Source organism: Amycolatopsis sp. NPDC043887, assembly GCF_056435665.1.
Genome location: NZ_JBWKEB010000002.1, coordinates 408,182 through 427,512 on the forward strand (window position 1 = coordinate 408,182; position 19,331 = coordinate 427,512).

A 19,331-nucleotide genomic window follows, 5' to 3' on the forward strand; every position below is an offset into this window, starting at 1 on the left:
CCGACTCGGACGACAGGTGATCGATGTCGCGTCATGCGCTCCGGATCGTCACACCGACCCGAAGCCACCTCGTGCAACTCCTGCACTCATGGACACAGGAGCCTCGCGTCCTGCACATCGGCGTGGCAGACGAGGACATGAAGGCAGCTCTCGCGGATGCGGGATTTCCGCTGACCGTCGCGGCCACTGTGGACGATCTCGACATCACCTTGCCCGCCGGAACCTACTTCGACTCGATCCTGCCGAGCTCGGAAGCCTTGACCGGCCGGGAAAGTCTGCGCTCTCAGATTCGCTTGCCGCGCAAGGCCGCCGAACACGTCACGCCGGACGGCGTCGTTCTCGTGGAAGTGCGCCCAGCGACGCCACCAGCGCGAATCGAGCCACGACACGGCGCGCACATCCACATCGCCGATGAGCTCGACCTGATCGCCGAGATGGCCGGACTGCGTCGCGTGCACCGTTCTCAGCTCGTCGAAGACTCCCATGAAGAGACCCTGGTGAGCCTGTACCGACGTAAGCCGTAGTGGCCATCACATTCTGACTTCTCGCTACTCTATGCCACCCGCCTAGTACTAAGTGAAATAGTGGACAAGGGTGGCTCGTTACCTTACGGTGACCCGCGGGCCTTCGGGGCGGTCCGTGACCACGCTCGAAAACACGACAGGAGATCCCGCACCCGTGACACCGCACCGACGCCGGACGGCTTCACTGCGCGTCTTGACTACCGCCGTTGTTCTCCCGCTTGGATTGAGCGTGATCCCCGCGAGTGCGCAGCCGGCGCCGCCACCCGCCGAGGCACAGGATCCGATGTCTCGCTACCAGCGCCTCGGCGCTGACGCCGCTAAGGCCGAAGAGGATTTCTCCGCCGCTCAAGATGACCTGGCCGCACGGAAAGCCACGAGTGCCAGGGCCGACGCCGATCTCGCGGCCGCCAACAAGGAATTGGCGGACGCGGAGGGCTCTATCACGAAGTTCCGGGGCGAGGTCGACAAACTCGTCGCCGCGAATTTCCAGGGAGCGTCTTCGGTCAATCAGCTCGCGGCGTTGCTCGACAGCAACAGCCGGACGGAGTTCCTGCAGAAGTCCGCGGCCATCTCTCTCTTGTCCGGGCAGAAGGCGGACGCGCTCGCCGGGCTGAGGACCGTACTCGATCAGGCTGCCAAAGGTCGAGCACAGGCGGCAGAAGCCCAGAAACGCGCGAGCGAGGCGACAGCGGCCGCGCAGTGGGCGGTGGACCAGGTCACCAACCGGAAGAACGACCTCGACCGGCAGATCAAGCAGGTTCGTCAGGCGCTGGGAGCACTTCCGGCGCAGGACAAGGCCAAACTGGGCAAGGTCCAGGACAGTGGTTCTTATCTAGGTCCGCCCGGAGCGGCGAACGACGCGCTGCAAGCCGCACTGTCCAAAAGGGGCTCGCAATACCAATGGGGTGCCACCGGCCCCGCCGAGTTCGACTGCTCCGGCTTGACTTCCTGGGCCTACCGCCAGGCGGGCGTCTCCATTCCCCGCACCAGCCGTCAGCAGTACACGGCCGGAAAACCGGTCTCGCTCGACCAGTTGCAGCCTGGCGACCTGCTGTTCTATGACGACGGGACCGGCAATCCCGGTGCGATCCACCACGTCGGCATGTTCGTGGGCAGCGGGAAAATGGTCGACGCGCCGACCGAAGGACAGCTTGTCGACGTCCGGTCCATGAAGGGTGACGGGCACCTGATGGGCGCGAGGCGCATAGTCGGTTGACCGCGACAGAAGGGTATCCTCCCTGCCAGGAGGTGTCATGCGTCGGTTGGGCGAGCTCGAAGCCACGGTGATGGATGTGCTGTGGCGCGGTTCCGAACCCATGCTGGTCCGCGAGGTTCTCGTGGAGATCGCCAAGGAGCGCGAACTGGCGTACACCACGGTCATGACCGTGCTGGACAACCTGTACCGCAAGGAATGGGTCGTTCGCGAGATGGAAGGTCGCGCGTACCGCTACCGAGCGATCACTTCTCGTGAGGAAGCCACCGCTCAGGCTCTTCGTGACGTGCTCGACTCGGCGAGCGACCCGGAATCAGTGCTGCTGCATTTCGCACAGTCGGTCTCCGAGGAAGAGTCGGACATCCTGCGCCGCGCCTTACGCCGAAAGCAGCGAAAGCGGTGATCCCCGCCGCCGCGCTTCTCCTCGGCGTCCTGATCGTCGGCTGGTGGTCCCCACCGGTCCTGGCGAGGTTCGGGACGCCGCAGGGCAGCCCGGCGGCGGCGATCACCTGGTGGCTCATGACCGCGATCGGTCTGCTGGCAGGCACGGTCGGCGGTGTGCTCCTTCTCGCTCTGCCCGGTCATGGCCCCGCGGATCAGATCACGCGCTTGATCGACGTCTGTCTGTCCACGATCAGTCACGACGGGATACCGTCCCTCGACCTGGTGGTCGGCGGTACGGCCGGAGTCCTGCTGACGTTCGCGCTCTTCCAGCTGCTCTTGTCCTCGATCAGGCGTCGACGGCGCCGCAACCAGCTGCATGAGCGCCATCTCGACGCATTGCGGCTGTCCGGATCCCGGTCATCGGATCGCGTCCGGACCTTGTGGCTACCTCACGAGCATCCGATCGCCTACAGCCTGGGCGGACGCCGGGCCATGATCGTCGCGAGCGACGGATTGCGAACCCGGCTCACCCCCGCCGAGCTGCGAGCGGTGCTCGCCCACGAGAACGCTCACGTCCGTGGCCGTCACCACCTGCTCACCGGCTGCGCCGACGTGCTGGGCAGGACGCTGCGCTTCGTCCCGCTCATGCGCGAACTGCCGAAAGCGATCAGCCTGTTCGTCGAATTGGCCGCCGACCGGACGGCGGCCGCGGAATGTGGAGCCGGGCCAGTGCGGTCGGCGTTGCTCACCATCGGGGCCACTGGCGGGCCGAGGAAAGCGCTCGCGATGTCGGGCGGTGACACCTCGATCCGGCTCAGCCGGCTCGAGGACCGTCAACGGCTGCCCTTGCGGTCCGGTATGACCAGCGTCATCGGCGGTGTCGCCTGCTTGACCGCCCCCGCAGTCGTCGCCGTCGCCCTCATGGGGGCGTTCAGCCTGGCCCTCTGCTAACAGCGATCGGCAACAGGTCCGATAGCCCAGTACGCAGCAACAATCGGCGGATCGTCGCTGAGGGCAGGAATTGAAGGGCGACGCGGTCGGCGACACAACGATTGTTGAAACCGACCAGGGGTCGACAGGCCGGTGGAATCACAGAAGTCCACCGCGTTCAGATCGACGACCACGCTGCTCGGCACCGGGTCAAGTGCCTGGCCGAGGTCACCGGACACGGTGATGAGCACGTGCCCGGGATCTGAACTGGTGGTCGCCACCGACAGCGGCTCCACCTTCCGCCGCTGTCTCCGTCTGACACCGTCATCCTTCCTTTGACCGCCTTCGAACGTATCGCAAGACGAGGTGAAACGCCGCGTGGAGGGCTGACCTCGAACGGTCTCGCCCTCCACGCGGTGGTACAGCCGGTCATCGCACGACCGCCGGGTCACCTCCGGCGACTTCGCTCGGCGCGCTCCGGGGGAAGCGCAGGGTGGCCATGGCCAGGAAGCCACCGGCGACCGCGATGCCCGCGGCCCCGAGGAACGCCGCCGAGTAGCCGCCGGTCAGCGCGACCGGGTCACCGATCCGTCCCGCGCCGAACGACACGCCGACCGCGGTCATCGCGGCGAGACCGAGCGCCGAGCCGATCTGGTACGAGGTGTTCACGATCCCCGACGCCAGTCCGCCTTCCTCCGGCTTCGCGCTGGAGATCGCGGTGCCCAGCGACGGGATGAACGCCAGCGCCTGACCGAGAGCCGCGACCAGCGAAGCGGGCAGGACGTCGACCACGAAATTGCCCGTCGGGCTGACGAACGACAGCCACACCAGCCCCGCGGCGAGCGCCCACAGACCACCGATGATCATCTTCTTCGGCCCGAAGCGGCCGATCAGCTTCGGCGCGACCGCGACCATCAGCACGACGATCAGCACGGTCATCGGCAGCAGCGCGGCACCGCTGGCGAAGGCCCCGTAACCCAGGACCTGCTGCAGGTACAGGTTCAGGAAGTACCACATCGGGATCCACGCCGCGCCGAGCAGGAACTGCGCGAGGTTCGCGCCGCCGAGATTCGGCGTCCGGAAGATCCCCAGCCGCACCAACGGAACCTCCCGCCCGCGCTGGATGAGCACGAACACCGCGAGCAGCGCGACGCCACCCACCAGCGCACCCCACGTGCCCGCCGAGTCCCAGCCCGCCTCCGGCGCCCGGACGACGCCGAACACGGTCAGCCCGAGGCCCGCGGTCGCCGCGATCGCACCGGCGAGGTCGACCGAACCACGCCGTGCGGGCGCGGACGGCATCAGCCTGCCCGTCGCCACGATCGCGACCAGCGAAATCGGGACGTAGAGCCAGAAAATCCACGGCCACGACAGCCACTCGGTGATCACACCGCCGAGGAACACCCCCGCGGTACCACCGGCGGGCGCGGCCGCGCCGTAGAGCGCGAGCGCCTTGGTCAGCTCACGAGGACGCGCGCCGAACAGCATCATCAGGAGCGTCAGCGCGGACGGGGCGATCAACGCCGCACCCGCGCCCTGCAGCACCCTGCCGAGGAGTTCCACCCACGCGGTGCCCGCGACCGCCGCGACCACCGAACCACCGAGGGTGACGACCCAGCCCGCGGTGAACATCTTCCGCGCACCGAACAGGTCCGAGAGACGTCCACCGAGCAGCAGCAACCCGGCGAGCGCGATGACGTAGGCGTTGAACACCCACGACAGGTCCCCCGGCGAGAACCCGAGGTCCTGCTGCATAGCGGGTAGAGCGACGCCGATGATCGAGGTGTCCATGATGACCATGAACTGGGCCAACGCGATGAGTCCCAGCGCCCACCACCGCCGTGGGTCCGGGGATGTCTCCGCCATGACGACCGTCCTTTCGAGGTTAATTACCCCTAGGGGGTATTGCGGACATGAACGTAGACCGGTTCATGACGCCGCGCAAGTACCCTTAGGGGGTATTGGCGTCGCAATCGTCACAGATGCTGCCTACATGGCAAAACCCGTTGCGCGACAAAGAGTCGTCACGTAGAACATCGAAGACTTCACCAGAAGATCACCAGGGCGATCCGCACTCTTGGTCAACATCGAACCATCGACACTGGACAGGTACCCCCTACGGGTATAAAGTTCCCGTGGCCGGCCGACAGCATGAGGAGGAGCCGTGCAGCGTCTTCAGTCGCTAGACCCGAGCGACGCGCCAGCGAAGTCCGCCGAGCTGCTCGACGAAATCGTCGAACGGCGTGGCTCGGTAGGTCCGATGGTGTCCGCGATGGCACACTCCCCCGCGCTCCTTCAGGGGTACCTCGACTTCTCGCGGGCCATGAAGCGGGTCAAGCTTCCCCGGGCACTCGGCGAAAAGATCTCGCTCGCCCTACAGGAGTGGATCGGTTGCGCGCTGTGCTTGCAGGCGCACACACGGGCCGCGCGGGCCGCCGGACTCAGCGACAACGACATCGCACTGGCCCGGCAGGGCACCTCCACTGACCGGCGCGAAGCCGCGCTGATCGCGTATGCCGTGCGGGTCCTCGCCGAACCGTCTTCGCTCGATGATGAAGACATCGCCGAGTTGCGGGAACACGGCTGGAGCGATCGACTCATCGCCGACACGGTGGGACTGGTGTCGCTCAACCTGCTGACCGGTTCGTTCAATCTCGTCGCAGGACTCGAACCCACACCTGCCGAGCAGTCCACAAAGGAGAAACACGACCATGTCGGTTGAGCACGACCACTCACACCACGAACACCAGCACCACGGCGACCACGGGGGCCATGCGGGCAACGGGGGCCACGAACACCACCGACCGGGGAAGGTCTCCTGGGGCATGGCGGCGTCGGCCACCCTGCACTGCCTCACCGGCTGCGCCATCGGTGAGGTGCTCGGCATGGTGATCGGCACCGCGCTGGGCTGGGGCAACGTCGCCACCATCGTGCTCGCCGTCGCACTGGCGTTCGTCTTCGGCTACGCGCTGACCATGCGCGGCGTGCTGCGCGCAGGTGTCGGCTTCAAGCAGGCCCTCAAGGTCGCCCTCGCCGCGGACACCGTCTCGATCCTCGTCATGGAGATCATCGACAACGGGGTGATGCTCGTCGTCCCCGGCGCGATGGAGGCCGGGCTCGCCAGCTGGCTGTTCTGGGGCGCGCTCGCCTTCGCGCTGCTCGTCGCCTTCCTGCTCACGACACCGGTGAACAAGTGGCTCATCGGCCGCGGTTCCGGACACGCGGTGGTGCACGCCTACCACCACTAAGGTGTCCACAATGGAGATCGCGTATCACGGCGGCGACGGCCGGCCGCTCTACGCGGTCTCCCTCGGTTCTGGGCCACCCCTTGTGCTTCTGCACGGGGGTGGCCCTGATCATCACAGCCTCATCCCGCTGGCCGAGCGGCTGGCGGACCGGCACACGATCATCCTCCCTGATGTGCGCGGCTACGGCCGATCGGTCTGCACCGACCCGGCCCGGCACACCTGGACCCAGTACTCCGACGATGTCGCCGCGCTACTCGATCACCTCGGTTTCCAGCGCGCCGTCGTCGGTGGAACCGGCCTCGGGGCCACCATCACCCAGCGCACCTGCCTCGAACATCGCGACCGCGTCCGCGCCGCCATCCTGATCAGCGTCGAAGACATCGAAGACGACGAAGCGAAGCAAGCCGAGATCGCGTTCATGGACGCCTTCGCCGAACGTGTCCGGACCGACGGCATCGAAGCGGCCTGGGCACCGGTCCTGCCCGAGCTCGCTCCCGTCATCGGCGCGCTCGTACGTGACGCCATCCCGCGCTCCGACCCCGCGAGCATCGCCGCCGCGGCCGCCATCGGCCACGACCGCTCGTTCCGCTCCGTCGACGAACTCGCCGCGATCACGACACCCACCTTGGTCTTCCCCGGCATGGACGAACGGCATCCGACCGAGCTGGCAGAGAACGCCGCCCGCGTCCTGCCCAACGGCCGTCTCGCGCCCGCTTCCCTGTCCGACACGCTGAGCACCGCCGAAGCCCTCGCCGACGCGTTCGCTCCCACGATTCGCCGTTTCCTTGCCGAGCACCACCTCTACTAGGTGACATGGTGGTTCATCGGTTCATACCCGCCATCTCGGGTACCCGAAGGCTGCTACATGTTTCGCGAGGAAAGGAATCGTCATGACGCAGGCAGCCGAGATGCTCCGCACCTACCCGGCGGATCTGGGCAAGGTGAATCGTGAGGCGCTGACCAGGTGCATAGAAGCGTGCTTCGAGTGCGCCCAAACCTGTACGGCGTGCGCGGACGCATGTCTCAGCGAAAAGAGCGTCGCCGAGTTGGTCAAGTGCGTGCGCACCAATCTCGATTGCGCGGACATCTGCGCGACCACAGGACGGGTCTTGTCCCGGCACACGGGCTACGACGCGAACCTGACACGGGCAATCCTCGAGGGGTGTGCCGCCGCATGCAAGGCGTGCGGTGACGAGTGCCAGGGACACGCGAGCATGCACGAACACTGCCGCGTATGCGCCGAAGCGTGCCGTCGCTGCGAACAGGCCTGCCGTGAACTGATCAGCACCCTGAGCTGATCACGCTCACGGCCGAGGACCGACAGAAAGGCGCTCGCGCGGCACCGGAAGTGCCGCACGAGCGCCCCGTGTCGAACGAGGGTCAGCTCGCCGTGCTGCGGAATCCCTTGAGCCGCAGGCTGTTCGTGACCACGAAGACCGAGCTGAACGCCATCGCGGCGCCGGCGATCATCGGGTTGAGCAGGCCCGCCGCGGCCAGTGGCAGCGCCGCGACGTTGTAGGCGAAGGCCCAGAACAGGTTTCCCTTGATGGTGCGCAGCGTCCGCCGGGAAAGCCGGATCGCGTCCACTGCCGCCCGCAGGTCACCACGGACGAGGGTGAGATCCGACGCCTCGATCGCGACATCCGTACCGGTGCCCATGGCCAGCCCGAGGTCGGCCTGCGCCAGCGCGGCCGCGTCGTTGACGCCGTCACCCGCCATCGCGACCACCTTGCCCTCGGCCTGGAGCCGCTTGACCACGTCGACCTTGTCCTTGGGCAAGACCTCCGCGATCACCTCGGTGATCCCCACCTCCGCCGCCACCGCGCGGGCCACAGCCTCGTTGTCCCCGGTCAGCAGGACCGGGGTCAGCCCGAGCGCCCGCAGCTGCGTGATCGCCTCGGCCGAGGTCGGCTTCACGGTGTCCGCCACCACCAGGACCGCGCGGGCCGCGCCGTCCCAGCCGACGACGATCGCGGTCTTGCCCGCCTTCTCTTCGGTGGCCTTCGCCTCGGCGAGACCCTCCGGCAGGTGATGCGCCCAGTCCTCCAGCAGCGAGCTGCGTCCGGCCAGCACCGCCTTGCCGTCGACGATCCCTTGCACACCAAGGCCTTCGACGTTCGTGAAGTCCTCCACGGCCGGGAGCTCGCCGACCCGGTCCCGCGCACCGGCCACGATGGCCTGCGCGATCGGGTGTTCGGAAGCGTTCTCCAGCGCACCCGCGAGCCTCAACGCCTCGTCGGCGTCGACGCCGTCTGCGACGTGGACCTCGACGAGCGCCATCCGTCCGGTGGTGACCGTGCCGGTCTTGTCCAGCACGACCGTGTCGACCGCGCGGGTGGACTCCAGCACTTCCGGACCCTTGATCAGGATCCCGAGCTGCGCGCCGCGGCCGGTGCCGACCAGCAACGCGGTCGGGGTGGCCAGGCCCAGTGCGCACGGGCAGGCGATGATCAGCACGGCGACCGCGGCGGTGAACGCGGCCGACGCCGTGCCACCCGCCCCGAGCCAGAAGGCCAGGGTGCCGACGGCGAGCGCGATCACGATCGGCACGAAGACCGCCGACACGCGATCCGCCAGCCGCTGGACCTGTGCCTTTCCGGTCTGCGCGTCCTCCACCAGTTTGGCCATCTGTGCCAGCTGCGTGTCGGCGCCGACCCGCGTCGCACGGACGACGAGCCGCCCGCCCGCGTTGACCGTCGCGCCGACCACCGCGTCACCCGGCGCGACTTCCACTGGCACGCTTTCCCCGGTCAGCATGCTCGCGTCCACCGCGGAACCACCCTCGGTGATCACGCCGTCGGTGGCGATCTTCTCTCCCGGCCGCACGACGAACAGATCTCCGACAGCCAACTGATCGACCGGGATTCGCTCTTCCTTGCCGTTCCGGAGAACGGCGACATCCTTCGCCCCGAGCTCCAGCAGGGCTCGCAGTGCCGCTCCGGCCCGTCGCTTGGACCGCGCCTCGAAGTACCGTCCGGCGAGGATGAACGTCGTCACCCCGGCGGCGACCTCGAGATAGATGTTGCCGTCCCCGGCCATCCGCTCCACGGTCAGCTCGAAAGCGTGCGTCATCCCCGGCGTTCCCGCGCTGCCGAACAGCAGCGCGTACAACGACCACAGGAACGCCGCCAGCGTGCCCATCGAGATCAGCGTGTCCATGGTCGCCGCACCGTGGCGCAGGTTCGCCCACGCCGCCTTGTGGAACGGCCACGCCGCCCACACCAGCACCGGCGCGGCGAGCGTCAGCGAAATCCACTGCCAGTAGGTGAACTGGAACGCCGGGACCATCGCCAGCAGGATCACCGGCACCGACAGCACCGCGGAACCGATCAGCCGCTGCCGCAACGGGGCGATCGGATCGGCTTCCTCACGAGGCTCATCCGAGCCGGTCGGCTTCTCCGGGGCGGGCACGGCGGCCGAGTATCCGGCCGCCTCCACCTGCTCGATCAACTTCTGCGGCTCGACGTCGACCGGGAAGGTGACTTTGGCTTTCTCGGTGGCGTAGTTGACGGTCGCGGTGACGCCGTCGAGCTTGTTCAGCTTTTTCTCGATGCGCATTGCGCAGGACGCGCAGGTCATCCCGGTGATCGCGAGTTCGACTTCGGTTGTCCGCGTCTGGGCCACGTCGGATGTCATCGTGTTCACTCCTTTTCGACGCTCGCGTCAGCCGTGTCCGCCGTGGCCGTCATCGGCCGGGGGTGGGGTTGGGTTCTGGGTTGCCGAGGGAGCCGGGGCCGGGGCGGGTGTGCCCGTGGTGGCGACGGTGAACTCGGCGGTGCGGACCTTGCCCTGGTGCTGGAAGTCGAGGAACAGCCGGTAAGTGCCGTTCGACGGGACTTCGGCGAAGAAGGTCACCGTGGGACCGGGCTTCGTTCGGCCGTCACCGGGTTCGCCGTCCGGGTGGACGTGCAGGTAGGCCAGGTCGCCGCCGCGCAGCGCCACCAGGTGCCCGTAAGCGCCCAGGTACGGCTGCAGATCGGTCACCTCGCGGCCGTCCTTGGTCACCGTCAAGGTCACCTTCGACGACTTGCCCGGCGCCAGCTCGCCGTCCAGACGGACCTGGTAACCGTCGACGTCCGCGACGCTCGACGGCTGATACTCAGCGGGTTTGAAATCTCCCGCCACGGCGACGTCCACACCCAGTGTCGAAGCCGAGCCGCCCGTCGGCTTGAAATCCGCGAAGACGCGGTAGCTGCCCGCCTGGGGCAAGGCCAGCGGGACACTCCATACGCCGTCGGGCGCGAGTTCGGGATGCACGTGCTGGAAACCGGCCGTGTCGCGGCGGACCACGATGAGGTGCATCCGCTTTTCGTGCTCGACGCCGTAAGCGGTGACCGGTTTGCCGTCCGGGCCGAGAATCTTGAAGGAGAAGGGCTGGGTCGTGCCCGCGGTGAGCGTCGTGGTGGTGGGCGTGAGGGTGTAGCCGCCCCTGGACGACGCGAGCCCGCCGGGCTCGTCGGTCGGCGCCGCCTCCGCGACGGTGCCGCTGTGAGCGTCCCCATGCCCGGCGTCCTCGCCGCCGGGAAGGCCGGCAGCGCCGGCGAAAGGACCGACAGCGGTGCCTGCGGCCCAGGCGCCACCGGCGACCAGGGCAAGCGCCACACCGTAGGCGGAGAGCTTCGCAACTGTGTTCATCTCGAATCCCTTGTGCGGGCCGTGCCCGCGATCGGGAGCGAACCGCGAATCAGGCGGTCAGCTCGTATCCGGCTTCTTCGACGGCCGCACGCACATCCGCGACCTCGGGTTCCTGGGAGCTGGTCACGGTCACCGCGCCGGTGGGCAGATCCACCCGGACGCCGGTGACGCCGTCGATCTTGCCGATCTCTTCGGTGACGGAACGGACACAGTGGTCGCAGGTCATGCCGATGACGGTGTAGACGCTTGTGGTTTCACTCATCGTGGTTCTCCTCCGATTCGGTGCGCGGTCTCAGGAACGGACCAGGCGGGCGATCACGTCGCTCGCTTCCTTGATCTTTTCGTCGGCCTCGTCGCCGCCCTTGGCGATGGCGTCGGACACGCAGTGCCTGAGGTGTTCGTCCATCAACCCCAGCGACACCGACTGCAACGCCTTCGTGGCCGCCGACACCTGCGTCAGGATGTCGATGCAGTACTTGTCCTCTTCGACCATCCGTTGCAGGCCCCGGATCTGACCCTCGATCCGCCGCAACCGGGTCACGTATTCGTCTTTGCCTTGCGTGTATCCGTGCATCTCTCGTCCTCCTGGCGGCAACATTACATACCCTAGGGGGGTAGGGCAACCGGCATACCCCCGTGACGTATGCCACCCCGTTTTTGACCACAGCCACTCCACGAAGCCTCGAAACCCGCCTGCGCGTGCGACTCCCGACCGGGCATGATTGAGACGTACGCGGAATCCCGACTCGAGGAGTGAGCGTGGTCGATCACGGCGCCGACAAGGAGAGGCAGCTCAAACGCCTACGACGCGTTGAGGGGCAGATCCGGGGCCTGCAGAAGATGGTCGAAGAGGACAAGTACTGCATCGACGTCCTGACCCAGGTCTCCGCGGCGACCCGCGCCTTACAGTCGTTCTCCCTGGAACTCCTCGAGCGACACATGGCAGGCTGCGTCGTCGAAGCCGCCGCGAAAGGCGGCCCCGAGGCGGACAGGAAGATCCGGGAAGCCTCCGAAGCGATAGCACGCCTCGTGCGCTCCTGACGTCTGCATCACGAAAAGCGGGCGGGTGACTCTCACGTCACCCGCCCGCTTCTATTCCGCCTCAACGACTGCCCCGGTCGCGGTGAACCCGGTCCGGACATGGGCGCCGTCGCAGAACGGCTTTTTCGCCGAATGCCCGCACCTGCACAGCAATTGGGTGCGGCCGGCCAGTTCGTATTCCTCGCCGTCGTGGTCGACGAGCCGGACGGGCCCTTTCACCTGATACGGCCCGTTGTTCACGACCTTGATGACGACAGCCGGCCCAGCTCCGTCCTCCTCGGCCATCACCTTCAGCCGACCACCTCGTAGCCGGCCTCTTTGACCGCGGATCGCACCAACTGCGCGTCGACCGGCCCCTCGCTCACGACGGTCACTTCGCCGGTCGCGATATCCGCGTCCACCTCGCTGACCCCGGCGACGCCGTTCACCGCGGTCGTCACCTTGTTCATGCAGCCCGAGCAGGTCATGCCCTTGACCGTGTACACGGTGGTGTCCATCAGCTCTCACCCTTCGGTTCGACAACTCGTTTCGCGGCGATCCCTTCGCCGCCACGCCGCCACGCCGCCACACTAACATTACCCCCGTAGGGTATGTAAAGAAGCTGTTGCCCTTGTCCCACAACAAGGATCGGCCTCGCGAGCTGCGCGGCGGCGACGAGCAACGTCTCGACCCCACAGGTTCTCCGGTCATTTCCCACGAACAGGGACGCATGCCGGACCGTGTCCGACGAAGAAATCTGCTGCGCACGGCGGAACCACGACCTCGGCCACTGAACTTCCCTCGGCGGTGCATGCCGCCCGTGGTGTCGCACTGGCCGTCGCAGCCGCAACCCTGGGCATGGCGGCTCAGGTTCTCGGCGATGACACGGTTCCGAATGCCGGGATAGCCTTACTCATCGGCGGCTTGACCGGTTCGGCCGGTCTCGCCGTGGCCGATCGCTGCCGAGGCGTCGTCGCGGCGGGCGGCGCAGCTCATCCTGCACGCCGTTCTGCTGGCGCCCTCACGCATGGCCGGTGACGCGAAACACAACAGCTCGTCTGATACCTGTGCCGGCCGGGCAAGAACAACCGCGGCGACAGAGGCCGTTTCGGCTTTCTACGCCGACCGCCTCTTCAGCCTCGCTCGGCGAAGCATCATCGAAGCCGACCTGGCCACAGTGGACGACAGCGCCGCCGAAGAGCGTCAAGCCGAGCGGGAACGCCTCCAACGCCAACTAACAGAGGTAGCCCGGTGGCAGGACTCTGTTCTGCGGCAAGCCCAAGACGACCCCTTCACCTAGGCACTTCGCCAGAACTACAACAAGCTGGAGGAAGACAAGACCACCGCGCTGGCGGCGATCGCCCAACTCGACGCGGAAGACAGGAAGCAACCGGCGAAGGCTACGTCGTCAGACCTGACCTTCCTCGAAGCGCTTCCGCATCTCCGGCTCAACTTGGCCAAGGCACCTCAGGCGCTGCTCCGCAGCCTCTTCGAGATCACCCAGCTGACCGTCAAGGTGCATGGCGTGGGCGACAAGGTGACCATTACCATCAAACTGCCGGTCGATCAGGTACCGGTAACGGCTGTAGCCGCAGAAAGGATCAGCGACGCGATGACTTCCACCGAAATGCAAGAAGTCCCGACCAGTTCGGTCGAGACTTCTTGGGTGGAAGCTGTACGTACCCCCGATGGGATTCGAACCCACGCTACCGGCGTGAGAGGCCGGCGTCCTAGGCCGCTAGACGACGGGGGCTAGGAACTTTCTCCTTCAGAAGGAGACTTTCAGTTGTTCACCTGCTGTGTTGCTGTGGAGAAACTTACCAGACCGGGTTTCCCGCCCTTCGCGGGGGGGTCACTCTGTGTTTCACTCCGGAGAGTTCTCCAGCTGGGGTACCAGGACTCGAACCTAGACTAACTGGACCAGAACCAGTCGTGCTGCCAATTACACCATACCCCAGTGAGGTACCGTTCCGATCTTGACCGGCTCGGTGCCGCACGAGAAGGAATACTAGAGCACGCCGTTCCGCACCGTGAAAGCGGGGGTCTCCGTAGCGCGCTGAGCGGGGACGCCGAGCTTCGCGAACTCGGAAACGAGCAGCTCAGGCAGCTCGTCGAGGCCGGAGATGGTGTGCACACCCGCCGGGGCGCGCTCGGCGATGCCGTCCCGGTCGAGCCAGACGGCACCCAGGCCGGCGTCGCGTGCGCCGATGGCGTCGGTGTCGAGCTTGTCGCCGACGTGGACCGCCTGGGCGGGGTCACAGCCGAGGCCGAGGCAGACCGAGTGGAACATCGCCGGGTCCGGTTTGGCTACTCCGAGTTCACCGGCGATGGCCACGTGGTCGAAGAACCGGGCGAGTCCGAGGTCGGCGATCTTCTTGCGCTGATGCGCGCCGGAGGCGTTCGTGACGGCCGCGACGAGGACACCCGCGGCTCTCAGCCATTCCAGGCACGGGAGGACATCTCCGAACAATTGCCACGAACGCGTGAGAATTTCACGACGCCGTCTTTCGAAGCCCTTGACCTGGTCTTCGTCGGCCAGAATGCCGATCTCGGCCAGGAAACATTCAGTACGCTTGTGATGCATGATCGCGTAATCGATTTCGCCCGCCACCACCAGCGCGACATGCTCTTCGGTGATGAGATCCCACAGCGGCCAAAGGTCGTTCTGACCGGTGAGCGCGCTCAGGCTGAGCCGGATCGCCGCCGTGCAGTCGATCAGCGTGTCATCGATGTCGAGACACACCAACCGCAACTCCGGCGGCTCCCACGGCGCCCCATCCGGAGCGTCCGGCGTGGTTCGTGACGGGGTCCGGGGCACGAGAGCGAAATCCACCAAGTGAGGCTAGGGCACTCAGCGCGATCGCGACTCTGCCGATGAGGTGATTAAGGCTGGTCTGTTCCGGCGCGGGCACTCTACTCCCAGTTGGTGAGAAGACGTGTTTTAGTTACCGGACAACGGCTAAGGCGGGCGGCCGGGTGAAATACGGACTCCTCGATTCGCGACGCGCACACCCTGTGACGACAACGGAATCCTTAACCGGATTCAAGTCACGGACCGTCCACAAGGGCATTTCCGCGATCGTCGTCCTTCCGGGACATTCCCGCCACACCTCGCGTCCTTTTTGGACAGTCGCCCGGACACCCGGACCGGTGAGACCCGGGTCATAGCCCGAACGGCGTATCCGCCCGGATGGCGCTTGACGCGCCGGTCGAGCAGGTGCATGCTGAGCTTATTCAACAAGTGATGAATAAGGGTTTCGAAGGGGTGGGACGGATGAGCGAACGCACGAACTGCGTGGTCGTCGGCGGTGGCCCCGCGGGCATGGTCGCCGGATTGCTGCTGGCCAGGGCTGGGGTCGAGGTCACGGTGCTGGAGAAGCACGAGGACTTCCTGAGGGACTTCCGCGGCGACACCGTGCACCCGTCGACATTGACGTTGCTCGACGAGCTGGGCCTCGGGGAGAAATTCCTCAGCCTGCCGCACAGCGAGATCTCCTACGCCGGCTTCCCGGCCGAGGACGGCACGATGATGCGCCTCGCCGACCTGACCCGGCTGAAGGTGGCGCACCCGTACATCGCGATGGTCCCGCAGTGGGATTTCCTGGACCTTCTCGCCGACGCCGGCGCGAAGGAGCCCACGTTCACGCTGCGGCAGAGCACGGAGATGACCGGGCTGATCTTCGAACACGGCCGGGTGAGCGGGGTCCGCTACCGCGACGCCGACGGGAAGACCGGCGAATTACGCGCCGACCTGGTGATCGCCGCCGACGGGCGCTGGTCGCTGGCCCGCCGTGAGGCCGGGCTGATGACGAAGGACTACGCCATCCCGTTCGACGCGTGGTGGTTCCGGATCTCGCGGCGGGAAGGCGAACACGAGGGCATGCTGACCCCGAAGATGCGGGATCGCCGCTTCGCCGTGCCGCTGCCGCGCAAGGGCTACTTCCAGATCGCCTATCTCAGCCCCAAGGGCCAGGATCTCCGCGAAAACGGCATCGAGGCGTTCCGGGAGAACGTGGCCGCGATCCTTCCCGACCTGGCCGACCGGGTCGACGAGCTGAAGACGACCGACGACGTCAAGTTCCTCGACGTCAAGATGAACCTGCTGCGGAAGTGGCATGTCGACGGGCTGCTGTGCATCGGTGACGCGGCGCACGCGATGTCGCCGGTCGGCGGGGTCGGCATCAACCTCGCGGTGCAGGACGCGGTCGCGGCCGCCACCCTGCTCGCCGAGCCGCTGCGCCGGGGCAGGCCGTCGGTGGCGGATCTGGCGAAGGTCCGCAAGCGCCGTCTCGCACCGACGATGCTGGTGCAGGGGCTGCAGCGGATGCTGCACAAGAACGTCATGAAGCCGGTCATGGAGGGCAGGCGCAACGGTCCGCCCGAGGTGATGGTGAAGCTGTTCGGCCGGTTCCCCGTGCTGTCCTACGTCCCGGCCCGGTTGCTGGGCCTGGGGCTGCGGCCCGAGCACGCCCCGGCCTTCGCGCGGCGGGCGATGGAGCCGGCCGGCGGCTGAGTGCCCCGAACGCCATGAAAGGTCCTTTCCTTGCAAATTTTGCAAGGAAAGGACCTTTCATGGCACTTGAGGTCAGACGTCCTGCACCGGGTTGGTCAGCGTGCCGATGCCTTCGATGGTGATCGAGACCGACTGGCCGTCCTCGATCGGGCCGACCCCCTCGGGCGTACCGGTCAGGATGACGTCGCCGGGCAGCAGGGTCATCACGCCGGACACGAACTCGACCAGCTCGGGGATCTTGTGCACCAGGTCCGAGGTCCGGCCGTCCTGCTTGAGAACACCGTCCACCTCGGACTTGAGCGCGAGGTCGGCCGCGTCGAGCGAGGTCTCGATCCACGGGCCCAGCGGGCAGAAGGTGTCGAACCCCTTCGCCCTGCCCCACTGGCCGTCGGACTTCTGCAGGTCACGTGCGCTGACGTCGTTCGCCACGGTGTAGCCGAGGATCGCGCTCGCCGCGCGGGCGGCGGGCACGTTCTTGACCGGCTGGCCGATGACGATCGCCAGTTCGCCCTCGAAGTCGACGCGGCCGACACCGCGCGGACGGCGGATGGGCGCGTTCGGGCCGATCACCGTGGTCGACGGCTTGATGAACAGCATCGGGTCCTGCGGGACCTCGTTGCCGAACTCGGCCGCGTGCTTGGCGTAGTTCCGGCCGACCGCGATCACCTTCGACGGCAGGATCGGCGCGAGCAGCCGGACGTCGGCGAGCGGCCAGCGCTTGCCGGTGAAGTTGGGGTTGCCGAAGGGGTGCTCGGCGATTTCCAGTACCTGGGCGTCGTCGCCGTCCCCTTCGATCGAAGCGAACGCGACACCACCGGGATGAGCAATTCGGGCTAGACGCACTCCCCCACTGTACGACTCCTCACGCCGGGCCCTCCCTGAGGGACTTGTGCACGAGCGCGTCGCACAACGCCAGCCAGCTCGCTTCGACGATGTTGCCGTGCACGCCGACGGTGGTCCATTCCCGCTCGCCGTCGCTGGTCTCGACGAGCACGCGCGTGACGGCGTCGGTGCCCGGGTGCCCGGGCAGGATCCGCACCTTGTAGTCGGCCAGCTCCACACTGTCCAACCAGGACAGATGCGGGCTGAGCGCCTCGCGCAGGGCGGCGTCGAGGGCGTGCACGGGGCCGTTGCCCTCGGCGGTGGCGATCACGCGCTGCCCGGCGACGTGGACCTTCACCGTCGCCTCGGACACGACCTCGCCGTCGGACCGGTGGTCCAGCACGACCCGGTACGACTCGAGTTCGAACGGCGGTTCGTCGAGGACATCGCTCTGCGGGCCGTCGACCTCCCGCCGCAGCAGCAGTTCCAGTGAAGCGTCCGCGGCCTCGAAGGACCAGCCTTCGGACTCGAGGCGCTTCACCTTCCGGACGGCGCTCGTCAGCGCCTCGGGCTGGCCGGCAAGGTCGACCCCGAGCTCACGTCCCTTGAGCTCCAGGCTGGCCCTGCCGGCCATCTCGGTGACCAGTACCCGCATGCCATTGCCGACCGAAGCTGGATCGATGTGGTTGTACAGCAACGGATCCACCTTGATCGCGCTCGCGTGCAGTCCCGCCTTGTGGGCGAAGGCCGACGCCCCTACGTAAGCCTGGTGGGTGTAGGGGGCGAGGTTCGCGATTTCGGCAAGGGCATGGGAGACCCGGGTGAGCTCGGCGGCGCCTCCGGTCGGGAGGACCTCCATGCCGAGCTTGGTCACCAGATTTCCCGTCACGGCGAACAGATCGGCGTTACCCGCCCGCTCGCCGTAACCGTTGGCGGTGCACTGGACGTGCGTCACGCCGGCCTGCACGGCGGCGACGGAGTTCGCCACCGCGCAGGAAGTGTCGTCCTGACAATGGATTCCGAGCCGGAATCCGGTCCTTTCCTTGACCTCGCGGACGGTTTCCGCGAGGCCGAGCGGCAGCTGTCCGCCGTTGGTGTCGCACAGCACGGCGACGTCGGCGCCCGCGTTCACTCCCGCGTCGAGCACCTTCAGCGCGGTGTCCGGGGAGAACGCGTAGCCGTCGAAAAAGTGTTCCGTGTCAAGGAAGACGCGACGTCCTTCGCCGACGAGGAACGCGACGGTGTCCCGCACCATCTCGCACGCTTCGTCGACATCGACCCGCAGCGCGCGTTCGATGTGCCGCAGATCCGATTTGGCCACCAGGGTGACCACCGGCGCCTGGGAATCGAGCAGGGCCCGCACCTGCTGGTCCTGCTCGGCCTTGGCGCCCGCCTTCCGCGTCGCGCCGAACGCGACGAGCGCGGCGTGGCGCAGTTTCAGTTCGCCCGAAGCGGCTCGGGCGAAGAATTCCGTGTCCTTGGGCAGCGCCCCCGGCCATCCGCCTTCGATGAACCCGACCCCGAGATCGTCGAGCAGCCTCGCCACCGCCAGCTTGTCCGTGACGGAGTAGGAGATCCCCTCGCGCTGCGCACCGTCGCGCAAGGTCGTGTCGTACAGGTGGAAGGCGTCGCCGAGTGGCGTATCGGCGGGCTCCTTGCGGGTCACGGGGACTCCTCATGGTGGTGGCAAAACGTGTTCAGGCAACAAAAAAACCTCCCGCATGGGTGCGAGAGGTTGCGCGCCGGGGGCTCTTGTGGAGCTGTTATCCGGCGCGCTCGGCGATAATGATGGTGCAGGAGGTCACGGACGCATCATGGCACACGCCCCGGCGGGTGTCCACAAGCCGGGCGGAACTTCCCGCGTGCTGGGATGGAGCCGGCACGCAGGTCACCCGCCCGGTCAGCGCGAAGGCGTGCCTCGCGTGACTGGATGCCGCCCGGGGTCGTGGGGGGGGGGGGGGGGGGGGGGAAAAAAAAAAAACCACCCCCCCCCCCCCCCCACCCGCAACGAACACCCACCCGGAAGCACGCCCCTAAAAAAA

20 protein-coding genes and 2 tRNA genes are annotated in these 19,331 nt (G+C 67.0%); 10 read left to right on the forward strand and 12 right to left on the reverse strand.

Annotation, left to right across the window (positions count from 1 at the left end; genetic code table 11):
- The first annotated feature begins 188 nt into the window (after positions 1-188).
- The 4 genes from AC069H_RS07040 (at position 189) to AC069H_RS07055 (ending at position 3,072) form a co-directional block, all read left to right on the forward strand.
- Entirely contained in the window at positions 189-524 is a 336-nt protein-coding gene (locus AC069H_RS07040; RefSeq protein ID WP_478231644.1) for a hypothetical protein, read from the forward strand.
- Between the two features lie 229 nt (positions 525-753).
- A complete protein-coding gene (locus AC069H_RS07045; RefSeq protein ID WP_478231645.1) occupies positions 754-1,740 on the forward strand; it encodes a C40 family peptidase in 987 nt (328 codons plus the stop codon).
- A gap of 37 nt (positions 1,741-1,777) precedes the next feature.
- Positions 1,778-2,140 (forward strand): BlaI/MecI/CopY family transcriptional regulator, encoded by a 363-nt coding sequence (locus tag AC069H_RS07050; protein ID WP_478225837.1) that lies wholly within the window; start codon positions 1,778-1,780, stop codon positions 2,138-2,140.
- Positions 2,137-3,072 (forward strand): M56 family metallopeptidase, encoded by a 936-nt coding sequence (locus AC069H_RS07055; protein WP_478225838.1) that lies wholly within the window; start codon positions 2,137-2,139, stop codon positions 3,070-3,072. The genes AC069H_RS07050 and AC069H_RS07055 overlap by 4 nt, the downstream gene beginning before the upstream one ends.
- A gap of 408 nt (positions 3,073-3,480) precedes the next feature.
- On the opposite strand, the gene AC069H_RS07060 is transcribed toward AC069H_RS07055, so the two are convergent.
- Entirely contained in the window at positions 3,481-4,917 is a 1,437-nt protein-coding gene (locus tag AC069H_RS07060; protein ID WP_478231646.1) for an MFS transporter, read from the reverse strand.
- Positions 4,918-5,215: 298 nt separating this feature from the next.
- On the opposite strand from AC069H_RS07060, the gene AC069H_RS07065 reads away from it, so the two are divergent.
- From AC069H_RS07065 to AC069H_RS07080, 4 genes are all read left to right on the forward strand, one after another.
- Positions 5,216-5,773: a carboxymuconolactone decarboxylase family protein gene (locus AC069H_RS07065; RefSeq protein WP_478231647.1), complete on the forward strand. Its 558-nt coding sequence runs from the start codon at positions 5,216-5,218 to the stop codon at positions 5,771-5,773.
- On the forward strand, positions 5,763-6,299 hold the full coding sequence (locus AC069H_RS07070) for a DUF4396 domain-containing protein (RefSeq protein WP_478225841.1): 537 nt from the start codon (positions 5,763-5,765) through the stop codon (positions 6,297-6,299). The genes AC069H_RS07065 and AC069H_RS07070 overlap by 11 nt, the downstream gene beginning before the upstream one ends.
- A gap of 10 nt (positions 6,300-6,309) precedes the next feature.
- Positions 6,310-7,107 carry an alpha/beta fold hydrolase gene (locus AC069H_RS07075; RefSeq protein ID WP_478231648.1) on the forward strand — a complete coding sequence of 266 codons (798 nt, stop codon included), beginning with the start codon at positions 6,310-6,312 and terminating at the stop codon, positions 7,105-7,107.
- Positions 7,108-7,189: 82 nt separating this feature from the next.
- The gene (locus AC069H_RS07080; RefSeq protein WP_478225843.1) at positions 7,190-7,597 is read left to right on the forward strand and encodes a four-helix bundle copper-binding protein; all 408 of its coding nucleotides are present in this window, start codon (positions 7,190-7,192) and stop codon (positions 7,595-7,597) included.
- 82 nt (positions 7,598-7,679) lie between these two features.
- Here AC069H_RS07080 and AC069H_RS07085 read toward each other — a convergent pair whose 3' ends face one another.
- Genes AC069H_RS07085 through AC069H_RS07100 form a run of 4 tightly spaced genes read right to left on the reverse strand, consistent with a single transcriptional unit; the run spans position 7,680 to position 11,508 of the window.
- Complete coding sequence (locus AC069H_RS07085) at positions 7,680-9,935, reverse strand: heavy metal translocating P-type ATPase (protein ID WP_478231649.1); 2,256 nt, start codon at positions 9,933-9,935, stop codon at positions 7,680-7,682.
- Positions 9,936-9,962: 27 nt separating this feature from the next.
- Entirely contained in the window at positions 9,963-10,934 is a 972-nt protein-coding gene (locus tag AC069H_RS07090; RefSeq protein WP_478231650.1) for a hypothetical protein, read from the reverse strand.
- 49 nt (positions 10,935-10,983) lie between these two features.
- Positions 10,984-11,196, reverse strand: a complete 213-nt coding sequence (locus AC069H_RS07095; protein WP_478231651.1) for a heavy-metal-associated domain-containing protein — start codon at positions 11,194-11,196, stop codon at positions 10,984-10,986.
- A 30-nt stretch (positions 11,197-11,226) separates the two neighbouring features.
- Positions 11,227-11,508 carry a metal-sensitive transcriptional regulator gene (locus tag AC069H_RS07100; protein ID WP_478225847.1) on the reverse strand — a complete coding sequence of 94 codons (282 nt, stop codon included), beginning with the start codon at positions 11,506-11,508 and terminating at the stop codon, positions 11,227-11,229.
- A gap of 185 nt (positions 11,509-11,693) precedes the next feature.
- Between AC069H_RS07100 and AC069H_RS07105 the strand changes: the two genes are divergently transcribed.
- Positions 11,694-11,975 (forward strand): metal-sensitive transcriptional regulator, encoded by a 282-nt coding sequence (locus AC069H_RS07105; RefSeq protein WP_478225848.1) that lies wholly within the window; start codon positions 11,694-11,696, stop codon positions 11,973-11,975.
- A gap of 51 nt (positions 11,976-12,026) precedes the next feature.
- Here the strand turns inward: AC069H_RS07105 and AC069H_RS07110 are convergent, their stop codons facing one another.
- The 5 genes from AC069H_RS07110 to AC069H_RS07130 all read right to left on the reverse strand — a co-directional run bounded on the left by AC069H_RS07110 (position 12,027) and on the right by AC069H_RS07130 (position 14,697).
- Positions 12,027-12,260 (reverse strand): CDGSH iron-sulfur domain-containing protein, encoded by a 234-nt coding sequence (locus tag AC069H_RS07110; protein WP_478231652.1) that lies wholly within the window; start codon positions 12,258-12,260, stop codon positions 12,027-12,029.
- A gap of 5 nt (positions 12,261-12,265) precedes the next feature.
- Positions 12,266-12,472 carry a heavy-metal-associated domain-containing protein gene (locus AC069H_RS07115; RefSeq protein ID WP_125690215.1) on the reverse strand — a complete coding sequence of 69 codons (207 nt, stop codon included), beginning with the start codon at positions 12,470-12,472 and terminating at the stop codon, positions 12,266-12,268.
- 1,162 nt (positions 12,473-13,634) lie between these two features.
- Positions 13,635-13,707: transfer RNA gene (locus AC069H_RS07120), tRNA-Glu, on the reverse strand.
- A 132-nt stretch (positions 13,708-13,839) separates the two neighbouring features.
- Positions 13,840-13,911, reverse strand: a tRNA-Gln gene (locus AC069H_RS07125).
- A gap of 51 nt (positions 13,912-13,962) precedes the next feature.
- Positions 13,963-14,697, reverse strand: a complete 735-nt coding sequence (locus AC069H_RS07130) for an HAD family hydrolase (protein WP_478225863.1) — start codon at positions 14,695-14,697, stop codon at positions 13,963-13,965.
- A gap of 531 nt (positions 14,698-15,228) precedes the next feature.
- On the opposite strand from AC069H_RS07130, the gene AC069H_RS07135 reads away from it, so the two are divergent.
- Positions 15,229-16,467: an FAD-dependent oxidoreductase gene (locus tag AC069H_RS07135; RefSeq protein ID WP_478225851.1), complete on the forward strand. Its 1,239-nt coding sequence runs from the start codon at positions 15,229-15,231 to the stop codon at positions 16,465-16,467.
- A gap of 72 nt (positions 16,468-16,539) precedes the next feature.
- Here AC069H_RS07135 and AC069H_RS07140 read toward each other — a convergent pair whose 3' ends face one another.
- Positions 16,540-17,310 (reverse strand): fumarylacetoacetate hydrolase family protein, encoded by a 771-nt coding sequence (locus tag AC069H_RS07140; protein WP_478231653.1) that lies wholly within the window; start codon positions 17,308-17,310, stop codon positions 16,540-16,542.
- A gap of 19 nt (positions 17,311-17,329) precedes the next feature.
- Positions 17,330-18,955: a citramalate synthase gene (gene cimA / locus AC069H_RS07145; protein WP_478231654.1), complete on the reverse strand. Its 1,626-nt coding sequence runs from the start codon at positions 18,953-18,955 to the stop codon at positions 17,330-17,332.
- Positions 18,956-19,331: the final 376 nt, after the last annotated feature.

Excerpts from the sequence above, each read along its gene's own strand:
- AC069H_RS07050 (WP_478225837.1), top strand. The coding sequence starts at position 1,778 with ATGCGTCGGTTGGGCGAGCTCGAAGCCACGGTGATGGATGTGCTGTGG.
- AC069H_RS07060 (WP_478231646.1), bottom strand. The coding sequence starts at position 4,917 with ATGGCGGAGACATCCCCGGACCCACGGCGGTGGTGGGCGCTGGGACTC.
- AC069H_RS07070 (WP_478225841.1), top strand. The coding sequence starts at position 5,763 with ATGTCGGTTGAGCACGACCACTCACACCACGAACACCAGCACCACGGC.
- AC069H_RS07075 (WP_478231648.1), top strand. The coding sequence starts at position 6,310 with ATGGAGATCGCGTATCACGGCGGCGACGGCCGGCCGCTCTACGCGGTC.
- AC069H_RS07080 (WP_478225843.1), top strand. The coding sequence starts at position 7,190 with ATGACGCAGGCAGCCGAGATGCTCCGCACCTACCCGGCGGATCTGGGC.
- AC069H_RS07085 (WP_478231649.1), bottom strand. The coding sequence starts at position 9,935 with ATGACATCCGACGTGGCCCAGACGCGGACAACCGAAGTCGAACTCGCG.
- AC069H_RS07090 (WP_478231650.1), bottom strand. The coding sequence starts at position 10,934 with ATGAACACAGTTGCGAAGCTCTCCGCCTACGGTGTGGCGCTTGCCCTG.
- AC069H_RS07095 (WP_478231651.1), bottom strand. The coding sequence starts at position 11,196 with ATGAGTGAAACCACAAGCGTCTACACCGTCATCGGCATGACCTGCGAC.
- AC069H_RS07100 (WP_478225847.1), bottom strand. The coding sequence starts at position 11,508 with ATGCACGGATACACGCAAGGCAAAGACGAATACGTGACCCGGTTGCGG.
- AC069H_RS07110 (WP_478231652.1), bottom strand. The coding sequence starts at position 12,260 with ATGGCCGAGGAGGACGGAGCTGGGCCGGCTGTCGTCATCAAGGTCGTG.
- AC069H_RS07115 (WP_125690215.1), bottom strand. The coding sequence starts at position 12,472 with ATGGACACCACCGTGTACACGGTCAAGGGCATGACCTGCTCGGGCTGC.
- AC069H_RS07135 (WP_478225851.1), top strand. The coding sequence starts at position 15,229 with ATGAGCGAACGCACGAACTGCGTGGTCGTCGGCGGTGGCCCCGCGGGC.